Origin of the sequence: Pseudonocardia sp. 73-21, from assembly GCF_001899645.1 — a bacterium.
Lineage (GTDB): Bacteria > Actinomycetota > Actinomycetes > Mycobacteriales > Pseudonocardiaceae > Pseudonocardia.
The window spans coordinates 133,014-147,639 of record NZ_MKVV01000083.1 but is presented as its reverse complement, the minus strand read 5'-3'; the positions used below and the strand labels follow the sequence as shown (position 1 = coordinate 147,639).

At 73.6% G+C, this 14,626-nt stretch carries 10 protein-coding genes and 1 pseudogene; 7 read left to right on the top strand and 4 right to left on the bottom strand.

The genetic code is table 11. The annotated features are described in order from the left end of the window. Positions 1–5 precede the first annotated feature (5 nt). The 6 genes and pseudogenes from BGP03_RS26545 to BGP03_RS26520 all read left to right on the top strand — a co-directional run. Positions 6–1,472, top strand: coding sequence for a histidine kinase (locus BGP03_RS26545; protein WP_298797675.1), 1,467 nt, complete (start codon positions 6–8; stop codon positions 1,470–1,472). Between the two features lie 172 nt (positions 1,473–1,644). Continuing rightward, positions 1,645–2,391 (top strand): beta-phosphoglucomutase family hydrolase, encoded by a 747-nt coding sequence (locus BGP03_RS26540; RefSeq protein WP_296369880.1) that lies wholly within the window; start codon positions 1,645–1,647, stop codon positions 2,389–2,391. Continuing rightward, positions 2,388–4,748, top strand: a complete 2,361-nt coding sequence (locus BGP03_RS26535) for a glycoside hydrolase family 65 protein (protein WP_296369878.1) — start codon at positions 2,388–2,390, stop codon at positions 4,746–4,748. The genes BGP03_RS26540 and BGP03_RS26535 overlap by 4 nt, the downstream gene beginning before the upstream one ends. Before the next feature lie 40 nt (positions 4,749–4,788). Next, positions 4,789–5,142, top strand: a complete 354-nt coding sequence (locus BGP03_RS26530) for a TraR/DksA C4-type zinc finger protein (RefSeq protein ID WP_296369876.1) — start codon at positions 4,789–4,791, stop codon at positions 5,140–5,142. A gap of 159 nt (positions 5,143–5,301) precedes the next feature. Next, positions 5,302–7,584, top strand: coding sequence for an ATP-binding domain-containing protein (locus BGP03_RS26525; RefSeq protein ID WP_296370106.1), 2,283 nt, complete (start codon positions 5,302–5,304; stop codon positions 7,582–7,584). A gap of 347 nt (positions 7,585–7,931) precedes the next feature. Next, positions 7,932–8,138, top strand: a pseudogene (locus BGP03_RS26520) (YeeE/YedE thiosulfate transporter family protein); the annotation flags it as partial. Between the two features lie 57 nt (positions 8,139–8,195). Here BGP03_RS26520 and BGP03_RS26515 read toward each other — a convergent pair. From BGP03_RS26515 to BGP03_RS26500, 4 genes are all read right to left on the bottom strand, one after another. After that, positions 8,196–8,963: a 3-oxoacyl-ACP reductase gene (locus tag BGP03_RS26515; RefSeq protein ID WP_298797678.1), complete on the bottom strand. Its 768-nt coding sequence runs from the start codon at positions 8,961–8,963 to the stop codon at positions 8,196–8,198. Between the two features lie 177 nt (positions 8,964–9,140). After that, positions 9,141–9,836, bottom strand: coding sequence for a gamma-glutamyl-gamma-aminobutyrate hydrolase family protein (locus tag BGP03_RS26510; RefSeq protein WP_296369869.1), 696 nt, complete (start codon positions 9,834–9,836; stop codon positions 9,141–9,143). After that, on the bottom strand, positions 9,833–11,197 hold the full coding sequence (locus BGP03_RS26505; protein ID WP_298797680.1) for a glutamine synthetase family protein: 1,365 nt from the start codon (positions 11,195–11,197) through the stop codon (positions 9,833–9,835). The genes BGP03_RS26510 and BGP03_RS26505 overlap by 4 nt, the downstream gene beginning before the upstream one ends. Continuing rightward, positions 11,194–12,090, bottom strand: a complete 897-nt coding sequence (locus tag BGP03_RS26500) for a choline kinase family protein (RefSeq protein WP_298797682.1) — start codon at positions 12,088–12,090, stop codon at positions 11,194–11,196. The genes BGP03_RS26505 and BGP03_RS26500 overlap by 4 nt, the downstream gene beginning before the upstream one ends. A gap of 37 nt (positions 12,091–12,127) precedes the next feature. On the opposite strand from BGP03_RS26500, the gene BGP03_RS26495 reads away from it, so the two are divergent. Further along, entirely contained in the window at positions 12,128–14,530 is a 2,403-nt protein-coding gene (locus tag BGP03_RS26495) for an FAD-dependent oxidoreductase (protein WP_298797684.1), read from the top strand. The last annotated feature ends 96 nt before the right edge of the window (positions 14,531–14,626 follow it).

Below are 14,626 nucleotides of genomic sequence, written 5' to 3'. Positions count from 1 at the left end.
CGCCCATGACGCCCTCGACCGGGTCCGGCCAGACGCCCTCGGGGCCCGACTGGGTCGTCGAGCTCGCGTGGACCGGCCACCGCTGCATCGCCTACGTCGAGCCCGGTCGCCGCACCCGGCTGCTGAGCTCGCGCGACGTGTCGATGACGGCCGCCTACCCCGAGCTCGCCCCGGAGCTGGAGAAGCGCTCGCCCCCGCGCGGCATGATCCTCGACGGCACGATCGTGGCCCGCGGCGAGGAGCACGCCCCCCGCGCCACGCTGCTCAAGAAGCGCAGCGCCCGCTCGCACCCGTCGCAGGACCAGATCCTGGCCACGCCCGTCGACTTCCAGGTGGCCGACCTGCTCTGGCTCGACGGCCACTTAACCGTGGACCTGCCCTACCGCGACCGGCGCACGCTGCTCGACGGCCTGGGCTTCGACGCCGCCCCGGTCTGGACCACCTCACCCCTTCCGGTGTCGGAACTGGAGTCGATGCTGCGGATCGCCGATGTGAAGGGTGTGGACGCCCTGCACGCGCGACACCTGGGCTCCCGCTACCGCCCCGGTGGGCGCTCGCCGTTGTGGGTGAAGGTCCCGGTGCCGCGTACGCGGCAGGTCGTCGTCGGGGGCTGGACGCCCACCGATCCGGATCATCCCGACCTCATCGCGAGCCTGCTGCTCGGCGTTCCAGTGTCCGGGGGGCAGCTGCGCTACGTCGGGCGCGTCGGGGTCTCGGGGGAGGAGCGGGGCCAGGTGGCCGCGCTGCGCAAGCTCCGCCGCGACGGCTCGCCGTTCCTCGCCGGGATGCCGGCCGACATCGCCCGGCCCGCGATCTGGGTGGCCCCGCGGCTGGTGGGGCTCGTCGAGTTCACCGGCATCGCCACCGACGGACGGCTGCGGCTGCCGCACTGGCGCGGCCCGGTCGCCCCCTCCGACGTCGACGACACGCGCTGGGCGGTGCCCGTCGGCCCGCCGCCGTCGCGGGTGCTGCCGGAACCCCCCGTCGAGCCCGAACCCGTGCCGCCGGCGCCCGCGGCCGCGGTGGAGACGCGCCGCCTGGAGCAGCACTTCGTCTACAACGCGCTCAACACGATCGCCGCGCTCATCCGCACCGACCCCGGCCGCGCCCGCGAGCTGCTGTTCGGGTTCGCCGACCTCTCCCGCGCCGCGGACCAGGCCGGCAACGCGAGCACCACGCTGGGCCACGAGCTCGACGCCGTGCGCGGCTACCTCCAGCTGGAGCAGGCCCGGTTCGGGCCGCGGCTGCGCGTGGAGATGGAGGTCGACGCCGGGTTGCGCGGCGCCACCGTCCGGCCGTTGCAGGTGCTGGTCGCGGTCCGCGACGCCGTGCAGCGCGACATCGAGCCCCGGCCCCAGGGCGGGGTGCTGACCATCTCGGCGGCCCCGGGCGGGCACGCCGTCACCGTGACGGGCGGCGTGGGGGAGCCCGTCGTGATCGAGCTCCGCAGCGGGACCGCCACACCGGAGTGACGCCCGGGGCAGGTACCGGGTCCCCGCCGACCCCGCCGTCGATCCGGCCCGACAGCGGCGGGCCGACCAGGCGTGTCCACGGCGCGTCGTCGAACGTGACCAGCCCGGTGCCGGGGCCGGGGCGCCCCGGCCGGCTCTCGGCGGTGATCGGCGCTATCGGTACCGTGCGCGAATGCTCGGCCTCCCCGACGGCACCCGCGCGTGCCTCTTCGACCTCGACGGCGTCCTGACCGACACGGCCAGCGTGCACGCCGCCGCGTGGAAGCAGATGTTCGACGACTACCTGAAGCTCCGCGCCGAGCGTGACGGCACGCCGTTCCAGGAGTTCGACGTGAAGGCCGACTACGGCCCGTACGTCGACGGTCGTCCCCGGCTCGACGGCACGCGGGGGTTCCTGGCGTCCCGCGGCATCGAGCTGCCCGAGGGCGGCCCCGACGACCCGCCCGACGCCGAGACGATCTACGCCCTGTCGACGCGGAAGAACGACCTCGTCCAGGAGAAGATCAAGACGGTGGGCGTGGACGTCTACCCGGGCTCGGTCACCTACCTCGAGGCGGTCAAGGCCGCGGGACTGCGGACGGCGTGCGTGTCCTCGTCGGCCAACGCCGAGCAGGTCCTCGACATCACGGGGCTCGCGCAGTACATCGACCACCGCGTCGACGGCGTCGTCGCCAGGGAGCGCGGGCTGCCCGGCAAGCCCGCGCCCGACACGTTCCTGGCCGCGGCCGCCGACCTGGGCGTCGCCGAGGAGGACGCGGTGGTGTTCGAGGACGCCACCGCCGGCGTCGCGTCGGGCAGGGCCGGCGGGTTCGGGTTCGTCGTCGGGGTCGACCGGGTCGGCCACCGCGATGACCTGCTGAAGAACGGTGCCGACGTCGTCGTCGACGATCTGGCGGAGCTGCTGGAGGTCCCGTCATGAGCCCCGATCCCGGACGCGCGTTCACCGTCGAGCCGTGGCTGGTGCGCGAGCCGCGCCTGGACATGGAGAACCTCGGCCAGACCGAGTCCGTCTTCGCGCTGTCCAACGGCCACATCGGGCTGCGCGGCAACCTCGACGAGGGTGAGCCGCACGCCACCCCGGGCACCTACCTCAACTCGTTCTACGAGAAGCGTCCGCTGCCCTACGCCGAGGGCGGCTACGGCTACCCGGAGTCCGGCCAGACGATCATCAACGTGACCAACGGCAAGCTGATCCGGCTGCTGGTGGAGGACGAGCCGTTCGACCTGCGCTACGGCGAGCTGCGCCACCACGAGCGCGTGCTGGACCTGCAGGCCGGCACGCTCACCCGCGAGGTCGAGTGGGCCTCGCCCGCCGGGCGCGCGGTGAAGGTGCGCAGCGTGCGGATGGTGTCGCTCACCCAGCGCGCCATCGCGGCGATCCGCTACGAGGTGCAGGTGCTCGACGAGCCCGCGCTGCTGGTGCTCCAGTCCGAGCTGGTGGCCAACGAGCAGCTGCCCTCCCGCGACGACGACGACCCCCGCGTCGAGGCCGCCCTCACCGACCCGCTGCAGGCCGAGCAGCACCGCAGCGACGAGGCCGGCGCGACGCTGATCCACCAGACCCGCCACTCCGGGCTGCGGGTGGCCGCGGCGATGGACCACGATGTGACCGGCCCGGACGGCACCAAGATCGCCTCCGAGGCCACCGAGGACATCGGCCGCACCACGGTGATCACCCGGCTCAAGCCGGGCGAGACGCTCACGATCGTCAAGTACCTGGCGTACGGCTGGTCGGCGCGCCGGTCGCAGCCCGCGCTGCACGACCAGGTCCGCGCGGCGCTGGCGGCGGCCCGCTACACCGGGTGGGACGGGCTGATCACCGAGCAGCGCAACTACCTCGACGACTTCTGGGCCACCGCCGACATCGAGATCGACGGCGACGCCGAGCTGCAGCAGGCCGTCCGCGTCGCGATCTTCCACGTGCTGCAGGCCGGTGCCCGCGCCGAGCGCCGCGCGATCGGGGCGAAGGGGCTCACCGGCGAGGGCTACGACGGCCACACGTTCTGGGACACCGAGACCTTCAGCCTCCCGATGCTGTCGTTCATCGCGCCCGAGGCGGCGGCCGACGCGCTGCGCTGGCGGCAGACAATCCTGCCGCTGGCCTACGAGCGCGCGGAGCAGCTCGGCATCAGCGGTGCCGCGTTCCCGTGGCGCACCATCCGCGGGCAGGAGTGCTCGGGGTACTGGCCGGCGGGCACGGCGGCGTTCCACATCAACGCCGACATCGCCGACGCCGTGCGCCGCCACGTCGCGGCCACCGGGGACGTCGACTTCGAGCGCGAGGTGGGGCTCGAGCTGCTGGTGGCCACCGCGCGGCTGTGGCGCTCGCTGGGCCACCACGACTCGTCGGGCGCGTTCCGCATCGACGGCGTCACCGGCCCGGACGAGTACACCGCGGTGGTGGACAACAACGTCTACACGAACCTCATGGCGCAGCTGAACCTGCGCGTGGCCGCCGACACCGCGGCCCGGCACACCCGCGCCGCGGCGAGGCTCGGCGTCAACGCCGAGGAGATGGCCAGCTGGCGCGACGCCGCGAAGGCCATGAGCATCCCGTTCGACGAGGTGCTGGGCGTGCACCCGCAGTCGGAGGGGTTCACCGAGCACCAGACCTGGGACTTCGAGAACACCCCCGCCGAGCACTACCCGCTGCTGCTGCACGTCCCGTACTTCGACCTCTACCGCAAGCAGGTCGTCAAGCAGGCCGACCTGGTGCTCGCCATGGTGCTGCGCCCCGACGCGTTCACCCCCGAGCAGATGCAGCGCAACTTCGCCTACTACGAGGCCGTCACGGTGCGCGACTCGTCGCTGTCGGCGTGCACCCAGGCCGTCATGGCCGCGTGGACCGGGCACCTGGACCTCGCGTTCGACTACCTCGCCGAGTCGGCGCTGGTGGACCTCAACAACCTGGCCGGCAACTCCGACCACGGTGTGCACATCGCGTCCATGGCCGGCACCTGGACGGCCGTGGTCACGGGGTTCGGCGGCATGCAGTGCGACTCCGGCGGGCTGCGCTTCGCCCCCCGGTTGCCCCCGGCGCTCTCGCGGATCTCGTTCGGCCTCAAGTGGCAGGGCCGTCAGCTGCGCGTGGAGATGCGCCAGGACGAGGCCGAGTACACGCTGGTCAGCGGCCCGCCGATGCGGCTGCGCCACCACGACGACCCGGTCGCGCTGGCCGACCGTCCGGTGACGCTGCCGATCCCGGCGGCCGAGCCCGTCGAGCCGGTGGAGCAGCCGTTCGGCCGCGCACCGAGGTCCCGCCACCCGGGTAGCTGAAAGCACGAGTGGGCCGGTCACGGACGGGGTATGCCGGACCATGAATTCCGATCACGCCCGTGACCTGCTCACCGCCGAGCTCGCCGACCTCGACGAGCGCGCCCGTTTCGCCGAGTCGTCCCGGGCCTCCGCGGCGGACTCCGGCGACGAGGGCTCGAACGGCACCCACCCCGCCGACTACGGCGCCGACGTGACCTCCTCGATGGACAGCGAGCTGCTCCTGGACACCGTCGCCGAGCAGCGGCGCGGCATCACCGAGGCGCTGGCGCGCATCGAGGCCGGCACCTACGGCAGCTGTGTCGTGTGCCACGAGCAGATCGACGACGAGCGGCTCGACGCCCGCCCCGAGGTGCCGACCTGCCGGAAGCACGCGGACACCCCGGTCCGCGTCTAGGCCCGTTGCGTCATCGCGAGTGCGTCCGCGCTGGTAGGTTGGTAAGTCGTTTCTCCAACTCCCCCTGCCCCGTGATGGTCTGCGCGCGAAGGTGATCGACCGGTGTCCGACAGCACGTCCCAGCCCGACGGGATCGAGCACGAGCGCGCCTACGTGGCCATGCTCTACGGGCGGCTCGACGTCCGCCGGGCCGAGACGGCGCAGCGCCTCCACGACGTGCTGCACGACGAGACCGTCGGCACGCCCCAGGCGCTCACCGAGCGCGACGTCGCGGTCGGCATCTACACCGACCGCCTCGCCGCGCTGCGCGCCGCCGAGCACGGCCTGGCGTTCGGCCGGCTCGACACCGACGACGGCGAGCGCCGCTACGTGGGGCGGCTGGGGCTGCTCGACGAGGACAACGACTACGAGTCGCTGCTGATGGACTGGCGCGCCCCCGCGGCGCGCCCGTTCTACACCGCGACCGCGGCCAACCCGGAGGGCATCCGGCGCCGCCGCCACCTGCGCACCCGGCGGCGCGAGGTCACCGCGATCGACGACGAGGTGCTCGACCTCGAGGCCGCGGGAGCGGCGGAGCAGTCCAGCGGCCTCACCAGCGAGGCGGCCCTGCTCGCCGCCGTCGGGGCCAGCCGCACCGGCCGGATGTCCGACATCGTGGCCACCATCCAGTCCGAGCAGGACGCGATCATCCGCTCGAAGCCCTCGGGCGTGCTGGTGGTGCAGGGCGGCCCCGGCACCGGCAAGACCGCGGTGGCGCTGCACCGCGCGGCCTACCTGCTCTACACCCACCGCGACCGCCTGGCCCGGCGCGGCGTGCTCGTCGTGGGCCCCAACCCCACCTTCCTGTCCTACATCGGGCAGGTCCTGCCGTCGCTGGGGGAGACGTCGGTGGTGCTGGGCACCGTCGGTCAGCTCTTCCCGGGCCTCGACGCGCGCCGGCCCGAGCCCGTCGCGGTGGCGGAGGTCAAGGGCCGCACCGACATGGCCGCCGTGATCGCCGCGGCCGTCCGCGACCGCGAGCAGGTGCCGCGCCGTCCGATCCGGCTGGTGATCGACCAGCAGGACGTCCGGCTGGACCGCGACGTCGCCAACACCGCCCGCACCCGCGCCCGGCGCTCGCGCAAGTCCCACAACGAGGCCAAGCGGATCTTCGAGAAGGAGGCCATCCGGCTGCTCGCCGAGCAGGTGGCCCGCACGCTCGGCGGCTCCCAGATGAATTCCCGCGGCCTGCTCGACCGCGGCGACATCGGCGACATCCGCGAGGAGCTCACCGAGAGCGTCGAGCTGCGCCGGGAGCTCGACGCGCTGTGGCCCACGCTGTCGGCCGAGCAGCTGCTCACCGACCTGTTCGCCGACGAGCGCAAGCTCGGCTCCGTGGCCCGGCGGCTGCCCCCCGAGGACCGCGCGCTCCTGCTGCGCGCCCCGTCGGCCGAGGACGTGCCCGAGGGACTGCGCTGGTCGCCCGCCGACGTCCCGCTGCTCGACGAGGCCGCCGAGCTGCTCGGCGACGACGGCTCCGAGGCCGCGGCGCGCGAGGCGGAGGCGCTGCGCGAGGAGATCGCCTACGCGCAGGGCGTGCTCGACGTCCTCGACCTCGAGGAGGACCTCGACGACGAGCTGCTGCGCGCCGGCGACGTCGTCGACGCCGACCGGCTCGCCGAACGCCAGCAGGTGCGCCGCTACGACTCCACCGCCGACCGCGCCGCCGCCGACCGCGAGTGGACCTACGGCCACGTGATCGTCGACGAGGCCCAGGAGCTCTCCGCGATGGCCTGGCGGCTGATCATGCGCCGGTGTCCCACCCGGTCGATGACGCTCGTGGGCGACATCGCGCAGACCGGTGACCTCGCGGGAGCCGACTCGTGGGGCGAGGTGCTCTCGCCCTACGTCGCCAACCGGTGGCGCCTGGAGCAGCTCACGGTCAACTACCGCACGCCGTCGGAGATCGCGGTGGTCGCCGACGACGTCCTCGCGGTGATCGAGCCCGGGCTGGCCGCGCCCCGGTCCGTGCGCAGCAACGGGGTGGCGCCCCGGGCCGTCCACAGCACCGTCGCGGATCTCGACGACACCGTCGCGAAGGTGCTGGCCGAGGAGGCCGGCGCGGTCGGCGAGGGCCGCACGGTCGTGCTGGCCCCCACCGAGCGCGTGGTGGCCCTGCGGGAGCGCCTGCTCGGCAGCGTGCCCCGCGACCTGGGCCCGGTCGGCCCCGACGGCCCCCCGGACCCCGACGTCGACCTGGAGAGCCCCGTCGTGGTGCTGCCCATCAGCTCGGCCAAGGGCCTGGAGTTCGACGCGGTGGTGCTGGTGGAGCCCGCGGAGGTGCTGGCGGAGAGCCCGAGGGGCGCGAACGACCTCTATGTGGCCCTGACGCGGGCGACGCAACGCCTGGCGGTGGTCCACACGGGCGAGCTGCCGGCGATGCTGCACCGCCTCGAAACCTGACCCCAGCCGACGAACGGCAGTGTCGTCGGGGTCGTCGGTGTCGTCGGTGTCGTCGGGGTCGTGGGGGCTGTGCGGTGGTGGTCGAGACGGCGGAGCGGTCCGTCGCGCCGGTGCAGTGGAGGCTGCTCGGGGCGTTCGGGGTGGTGGGCGCCGCCCTCCCCGCGTACGTGGGGGTGCGGTTCGGGGCGCAGCAGGCCGTACTGCTCGCGCTGGGGACCGGGCTGGGGGTGGCGCTGTTCCACTCGCGGTTCGGGTTCAGCTCGGCGTGGCGGCAGCTGGTCGCGGTGGGGCAGGCGGCCGGGCCGCGGGCTCACGCTGTGCTGCTGGGCACCACCGCCACGCTGTTCGCGCTGGTCTTGGGCGGGATCCTCATGGGCGTCGGGGCGCGGCTGGCGGGCGGCTGCACCATCGGGGCCTACCTGGCCGGGATCGCCTCGGGCAGCCTGTCGGGCTGGGTCCGGGGTGCCGTGGCGCTGGCCGGCACGTGGGTCGGCCTGCGCGGGCGTCGTCTCTTCGGGCTGGCCAACCCGACTCCGCAGGCCGCGGTCTGCTGAGTGGTACGGCGCGACCCTGACCGAACCGGTGAGGGGTCCCGGGCCGAGTGAGCTCTCCTACAGGGGGGTGACGTAGGCGCCGCTGATGCCGCCGTCCACCAGGAACGTGGACGCGGTGATGAAGCTGGCGTCGTCGCTGGCCAGGAACGCCACGGTGCCGGCGATCTCCTCGGGCCGGGCGAACCGGCCCATCGGGATGTGCACCAGGCGCCGCTGGGCCCGTTCGGGGTCGGCGGCGAACAGTTCCTGCAGCAGTGGCGTGTCGACCGGGCCGGGGCACAGGGCGTTGACCCGGATGCCCTCGCGCGCGAACTGCACGCCCAGCTCCCGGCTCATCGCCAGCACCCCGCCCTTGGACGCGGTGTAGGAGATCTGCGAGGTCGCGGCCCCCATCACGGCCACGAACGAGGCCGTGTTGACGATGGCGCCCCTGCCCTGCCGCTGCATGTGCGGGATGGCGGCGCGGCAGCACAGGTACATCGAGGTCAGGTTGACCTCCTGCACGCGGCGCCACGCGTCGAGGCCCGTGGTGAGGATCGAGTCGTCGTCGGGTGGGGAGATGCCGGCGTTGTTGAACGCGACGTCGACGCTGCCGTACGTGTCGACGGCCGCCGTGAACAGCGCGTCCACCTCGTCCTCCGAGGTCACGTCGGTGCGCACGAACAGCCCGCCCACCTCGTCGGCCGCCGCCTGCCCCGCGTCGGCGTCGACGTCGCCGATCACCACCTTCGCGCCCTCGGCGGCGAAGCGGCGGGCCGTGGCCAGCCCGATCCCGCTCCCGCCGCCGGTCACGACCGCCGTACGTCCCTCGAACCGCTCCGTCATGGGTGCAGTAGATCAGCCGACGGACCCGACGTGACCGTCCGGGCGGACGACGACCGTGGTGCCCTCGGGAGCGGCGGGGTGGCCGACGACGAGGCGATCGAGACGCTGACGGACCTCGTCCACCGGGCGTCGCGGGCACGCCGCCGGCGTGACCCTCGAGAGCCCCGGACCGCGTGGTCAGGCCGGCACGCTCTGCCGCACCAGCGCAGCCATCAGGCGGGGGTCGGCGGTCGTCTGCTCCGGGTGCCACTGCACGCCCACCACCCAGCCGTCGCCCTCCACCGCCTCCACCGTGCCGTCGGCGGCGCGGCCCGTGACCGTCAGACCGTCGGCGAGGACGTCCACGGCCTGGTGGTGGTGGCACCGGACCGTCGCCGTGGGGCCGAGGATCGCCCCGACGCGGCCGGTCAGCGTCACCTCCGTCGGGCCGAACACCCCGGGCGAGGGGTTGTGGCCGTCGTGGCCCACGACGTCGGGCACGTGCTGGGTCAGCGTGCCGCCGAGCGCCACGTTGAGCACCTGCATCCCGCGGCACACCCCGAGGACGGGGATCCCGCGCTCCAGCGCCCGACGCAGCACCGCGATCTCGGCGGCGTCGCGCTGCGACCGGGGTGGACCGGTGCGGGGGTGCGGCTCGGCGGCGTAGCGGGCCGGGTCCAGGTCCGGGCCGCCGGAGAGGATCAACGCGTCGAGCCGGTCCACCGCCGCGGCCGCCTCGACGCGGGGTGGCAGCAGCACCGGGACGCCGCCCGCGTCGGCCACCATGTCGGTGTAGGCGCGCGGGAGCAGCACCGCGTCGAGGTCCCAGACGCCCCAGGCCGCGCGCTCCCCGTAGGCGGTGATGCCGACGACGGGGACACCGGCGACCGTCACAGGCGCTCGAACCCGCGCCGCCGCTCCCAGTCGGTGACGGCCGCGTCGAACGCCGTGAGCTCGACCTCCGCCGCGTTGGCGTAGTGCGCCACGACCTCCTGCCCGAACGCGTCCACCGCCGCCGTCGACGAGGAGAACAGCTCGGCCGCCTCCCGCAGCGTCGACGGCACGCGCGGCGTGTCGGAGGTGTAGGCGTTGCCGATCAGCTCCGGCTCCAGCGGCAGCTCGTTCTCGATGCCGTGCAGCCCGGCCGCGATCAGGGCGGCCACGCCCAGGTAGGGGTTCATGTCGCCGCCGGGCACCCGGTTCTCCACCCGCAGCGACGGCCCGTGGCCCACCACCCGCAGCGAGCACGTGCGGTTGTCCCTGCCCCACGCGACCGCCGTCGGCGCGAAGGAGTTCTCGGCATAGCGCTTGTAGGAGTTGACGTTGGGCGCGAAGAAGTAGGTGAACTCGCGCAGCAGCGCCTGCTGGCCGGCGATGAAGTGTGCGAACAGCGGGGAGAAGCCGTGCTCGCCGTCGCCCGGGAACACCGCGCCGGTGTCCGGGTCACGCAGGGAGATGTGGATGTGGCACGAGTTGCCCTCGCGCTCGTCGTACTTCGCCATGAACGTCAGCGCCATGCCGGCCTGGTCGGCGATCTCCTTCGCCCCGGTCTTGTAGATCGCGTGGTTGTCGCAGGTGGTGAGGGCGTCGCTGTACCTGAGGGCGATCTCGTGCTGGCCGGGGTTGCACTCGCCCTTCGCCGACTCGACGACCATCCCGGCGCCGGTCATGCCGTTGCGGATGCGCCGCAGCAGCGGCTCGACCCGCGCGGTGCCGAGCATGGAGTAGTCGACGTTGTAGAGGTTGGCGGGCCGCATGTCCTGGTAGTTGCGCTGCCACGCCTCGTCGAAGGACGTGGAGAACAGCATGAACTCCAGCTCGGTGGCCACGTCGGCGACCAGGCCGTGCTCGGCGAGGCGGTCGAGCTGGCCGCGCAGGATCTGCCGCGGCGACGCCACCACGGGCGAGCCGTCGTCCCACTCGGCGTCGCAGAGCACGAGAGCGGTGGCCTCGTGCCAGGGGATCCAGCGCAGCGTGGAGAGGTCGGGGCGCAGCACGAAGTCGCCGTAGCCGCGTTCCCAGCTCGACATGGCGTAGCCGCCGACGGTGTTCATGTCGACGTCCACGGCGAGCAGGTAGCCGCAGGCCTCGGTGGCGTGGCCGACCACCTCGTCCACGAAGTGGCGGGCGTCGCAGCGCTTGCCCTGCAGGCGGCCCTGCATGTCGGTGAGCGCGACGAGCACGGTGTCGATCGACCCGTCCTCGACGTGGACGCGCAGCTGCTCCAGCGTCATCTTGCCCTGGTGCGACCTCATGGCTGTGCCTCTCCGATCAGTCGGTGGAGATCGGGCCCGTCGAACTCCGCGACGGCGCGGTCGTAGCGCTCCAGTCCCCAGGACCAGAAGTCGAACTCGATCGGGCTCGAGCCGTCCTGGATCGACGCCCACAGCATCCAGCCGTACTTCGCGACGAGCCCGAACAGCCGGGCCCGGGCGACCTGGTCGGGCCGGGGCTCCCCGAAGTAGGCGGTGACCAGCGCTTCGAGCAGCGGCGGCGGCAGTGCGGCCTCGCTCCAGAGGTTGCCCAGCTCGAAGCAGGGGTCGTTGTTGCCGGAGTACTCGTAGTCGATGATCCGGATCCGCTCCCCGTCGTCGAGGAGGTTCGCCGCCAGGAGGTCGTTGTTGCAGGGCACCGTGACCCGTGGACCCAGTGCCTCGCGGATGCGGGCGACGGCCGGCGCGAACTCGTCGTAGCGGGGTGGCAGCCGGAAGCCGTGCTCGGTGACGATGCGCCGGTAGCGGGCCTGTACGTCGAACATGTCGAACCGGTTCACGAACCGCGGACCGGCGTGCAGCAGGCGGCACGCGGCGGCCACGCGGCCCAGGACGTCGGGATCGTTCAGGTCGTCGTCGGTCAGGGTGGTCGCGGGCAGGAAGTCGACCACGAGACCCTGGCCGGGCCGGTAGTGCCGGACGGTCGCCCCGACGCCCGCGGCGGCGGCGCGCACGGAGTTCTCGTGCTCGGCGTCGCGGTCGATGCCCAGCAGGGAGGGCCCGGGGGTCGGGATGCGGACGACGACCGTGCCGTCGGGGGTGGTGACCTTGAGGTTGCGGTTGGTGAGCCCGCCGGGCAGGTCCTCGACGGTGCGCGGCCGGCCCGCGGTGCAGGGGATGGAGTCGAGCAGCTCCTCCACCCCGCCGCTGGACATGAGCCGGGATGCTAGCGGTTCCCGTACTGTCTGCGCCGTGAGCGATCTGCCCGACCGCGCCCGCATCGTGATCATCGGCGGGGGTGTGGGCGGCGCCAGCGTGGCCCACCACCTCGCGGAGCGCGGCGAGACCGACGTGCTGCTGGTCGAGCGCTCCGAGCTCACGAGCGGGTCGACGTTCCACTCGGCCGGTCTGGTCGGTCAGCTGCGCTCGGACCCCGCCCTGACCCGCATGAACGTCCACTCGGCCGAGCTGTACCGGACGCTCGAGACGGGGGAGAACGCGCCGGGCTGGGTGGAGTCGGGGTCGCTGAAGCTGGCGTCGTCGCCGGAGCGGCTGGTGGAGATCCGCCGCCAGCACGGCTGGGCGCAGCGGGCCGGGCTGCCGCTGGAGCTGATCTCCGCCGACGAGGCGCGCGAGCTGTTCCCGCTGATCAGCACGGACGGTGTGCTCGGGGCCGCGTACACGCCCACCGACGGCCAGGTCGACCCCGCGCGGCTCTGCTACGCGCTGGCCGCCACCGCCCGGGCGGCCGGGGTGACGATCGCCCAGCACACCCGCGTCGTCGGGATCGACACCGTCGACGGGCGGCACGGGCGCAGCGTCACGCGGGTGCGCACCGACCGCGGTGACGTCGGGTGCGACGTGGTGGTCAACTGCGGCGGGATGTACGCCGCGGAGATCGCGCGGCTCGTCGACGTCCGGATCCCGGTGGTGCCGATGTCGCACCAGTACGTCGTGACGGCGCCGGTGCCCGGGATCGGGGGCGCCACGCTGCCCTCGCTGCGCGACCCGGACCTGCTCGTCTACTACCGCCAGGAGATCGACGGGCTGGTCATGGGCGGCTACGAGCGACGGTCCGCGCCCGCCTGGGCCGACCACACCCCGTCGCCGGACTTCAACGCGAAGCTGCTGACCCCGGACTGGGACCGGTTCGCCGAGATCGTCGAGAACGCGCAGGTCCGGGTGCCCGTGCTGGCCGACGTCGGCGTCGCGTCGATGATCAACGGGCCGGAGGGGTTCACCCCGGACAACGAGTTCTGCCTCGGCGAGACCGAGGTCACCGGGTTCTTCGTCGCCGCCGGGTTCTGCGCGCACGGCATCGCCGGCGCCGGCGGGATCGGGCTGGTGATGGCGTCGTGGATCCTCGACGGCGACCCGGGCATGGACCTGTGGCACATGGACGTCCGCCGGTTCGGGGCCCACTACCGCTCGCCGGGCTACACGCTGGCCCGCACGCGGGAGAACTACGAGAGCTACTACGACATCCGCTACCCCGGCGGCGAGCGCCTGGCCGGGCGCCCGTTGCGCACCTCGCCCGCTTACCCCTGGCACGCCGCCCACGGGGCCGTGTTCGGGGAGAAGGCCGGGTGGGAGCGGGTCAACCACTACTCGGTCGCCGGATCGGAGGACCTGCGGCCGCGCGGGTGGGCGGGGCGGAACTGGTCGCCCTGCGTCGAGCCGGAGCACGTCGCCGTGCGGAGCGCGGCGGGGCTGTTCGACGAGTCGTCGTTCGCGAAGATCGAGATCACCGGGCCGGACGCCGCGGCGTTCTGCGCCCGGGTGTTCGCCGGCGACCTCGACCGCCCGCCCGGTGCCGTCGTCTACACCCAGGCGCTCGACGAGCGCGGGGGCATCGAGATGGACGTGACGGTCACGCGGGTCGCGACCTCCTCGTACCTCGTCGTCACGGGCACGGCGTTCGGGCCGCACGACCTGGGGTGGCTGCGCCGCCACGCCGGCCCGTTCGACGTCGACGTCACCGACGTCACGAGCGCGTGGGCGTGCTTCGGGCTCTGGGGCCCCGACGCGCGGTCGTTGCTGGCCCCGTTGACCACGGCGTCCCTGTCGTTCCCGTACCCCTCGATGCGGGAGATCGTGGTGGGCGACGTGCCGGTCCGCGCCCTGCGCGTCACGTACGTGGGGGAGCTGGGCTGGGAGCTGTACTGCCCGACGGAGTACGGGGCCGCGCTGTGGTCGGTGCTGGCCGGGACGGGCGCCACGCCGGGCGGCTACCGCGCGATCGAGAGCCTGCGCCTGGAGAAGGGCTACCGCGCCCGGGGCTCCGACATCGGCCCCGACACCACCCCCGACGAGGCCGGCCTGTCCTTCGCCGTCCGGGCCGGCGGCGGGTACATCGGGGCCGACGCCCGCCGTCCGCCGACCCGGAAGCTGCGCTGCCTGGTCCTCGAGGACCCCCGTTCGGTGGCGCTGGGCGGCGAGCCGGTGCGCGTGGGGGAGCACGTGGTGGGACAGGTGACGTCGGGCGGTTACGGCTACACGGTGGCGTCCTCGATCGCCTACGCCTACCTCCCGCTGGACGCCGCGGGCCCGGTCGCGGTGGCGGTGGACGGCGACTGGGTCGGGGCGACGGTGGCGAAGGGCGCGCTGTACGACCCGAAGGGCACCCGCATCCGCGCCGGGGCGCCTGCACGATGATCAGCGCTCATCGAGTCACCCGGTGGCCGGAACCACTGAGCGCTCGGTGCCCCTCGCTTCCTCGCGCCGCCCGCGGCCGTCGAGGCCGGTGATCAT

Bases quoted from the DNA above. Each gene is read 5' to 3' on its own strand.
- BGP03_RS26540 (WP_296369880.1), top strand. From the start codon at position 1,645: ATGCTCGGCCTCCCCGACGGCACCCGCGCGTGCCTCTTCGACCTCGAC.
- BGP03_RS26500 (WP_298797682.1), bottom strand. From the start codon at position 12,090: ATGTCCAGCGGCGGGGTGGAGGAGCTGCTCGACTCCATCCCCTGCACC.
- BGP03_RS26515 (WP_298797678.1), bottom strand. From the start codon at position 8,963: ATGACGGAGCGGTTCGAGGGACGTACGGCGGTCGTGACCGGCGGCGGG.
- BGP03_RS26505 (WP_298797680.1), bottom strand. From the start codon at position 11,197: ATGAGGTCGCACCAGGGCAAGATGACGCTGGAGCAGCTGCGCGTCCAC.
- BGP03_RS26535 (WP_296369878.1), top strand. From the start codon at position 2,388: ATGAGCCCCGATCCCGGACGCGCGTTCACCGTCGAGCCGTGGCTGGTG.
- BGP03_RS26545 (WP_298797675.1), top strand. From the start codon at position 6: ATGACGCCCTCGACCGGGTCCGGCCAGACGCCCTCGGGGCCCGACTGG.
- BGP03_RS26525 (WP_296370106.1), top strand. From the start codon at position 5,302: ATGCTCTACGGGCGGCTCGACGTCCGCCGGGCCGAGACGGCGCAGCGC.
- BGP03_RS26530 (WP_296369876.1), top strand. From the start codon at position 4,789: ATGAATTCCGATCACGCCCGTGACCTGCTCACCGCCGAGCTCGCCGAC.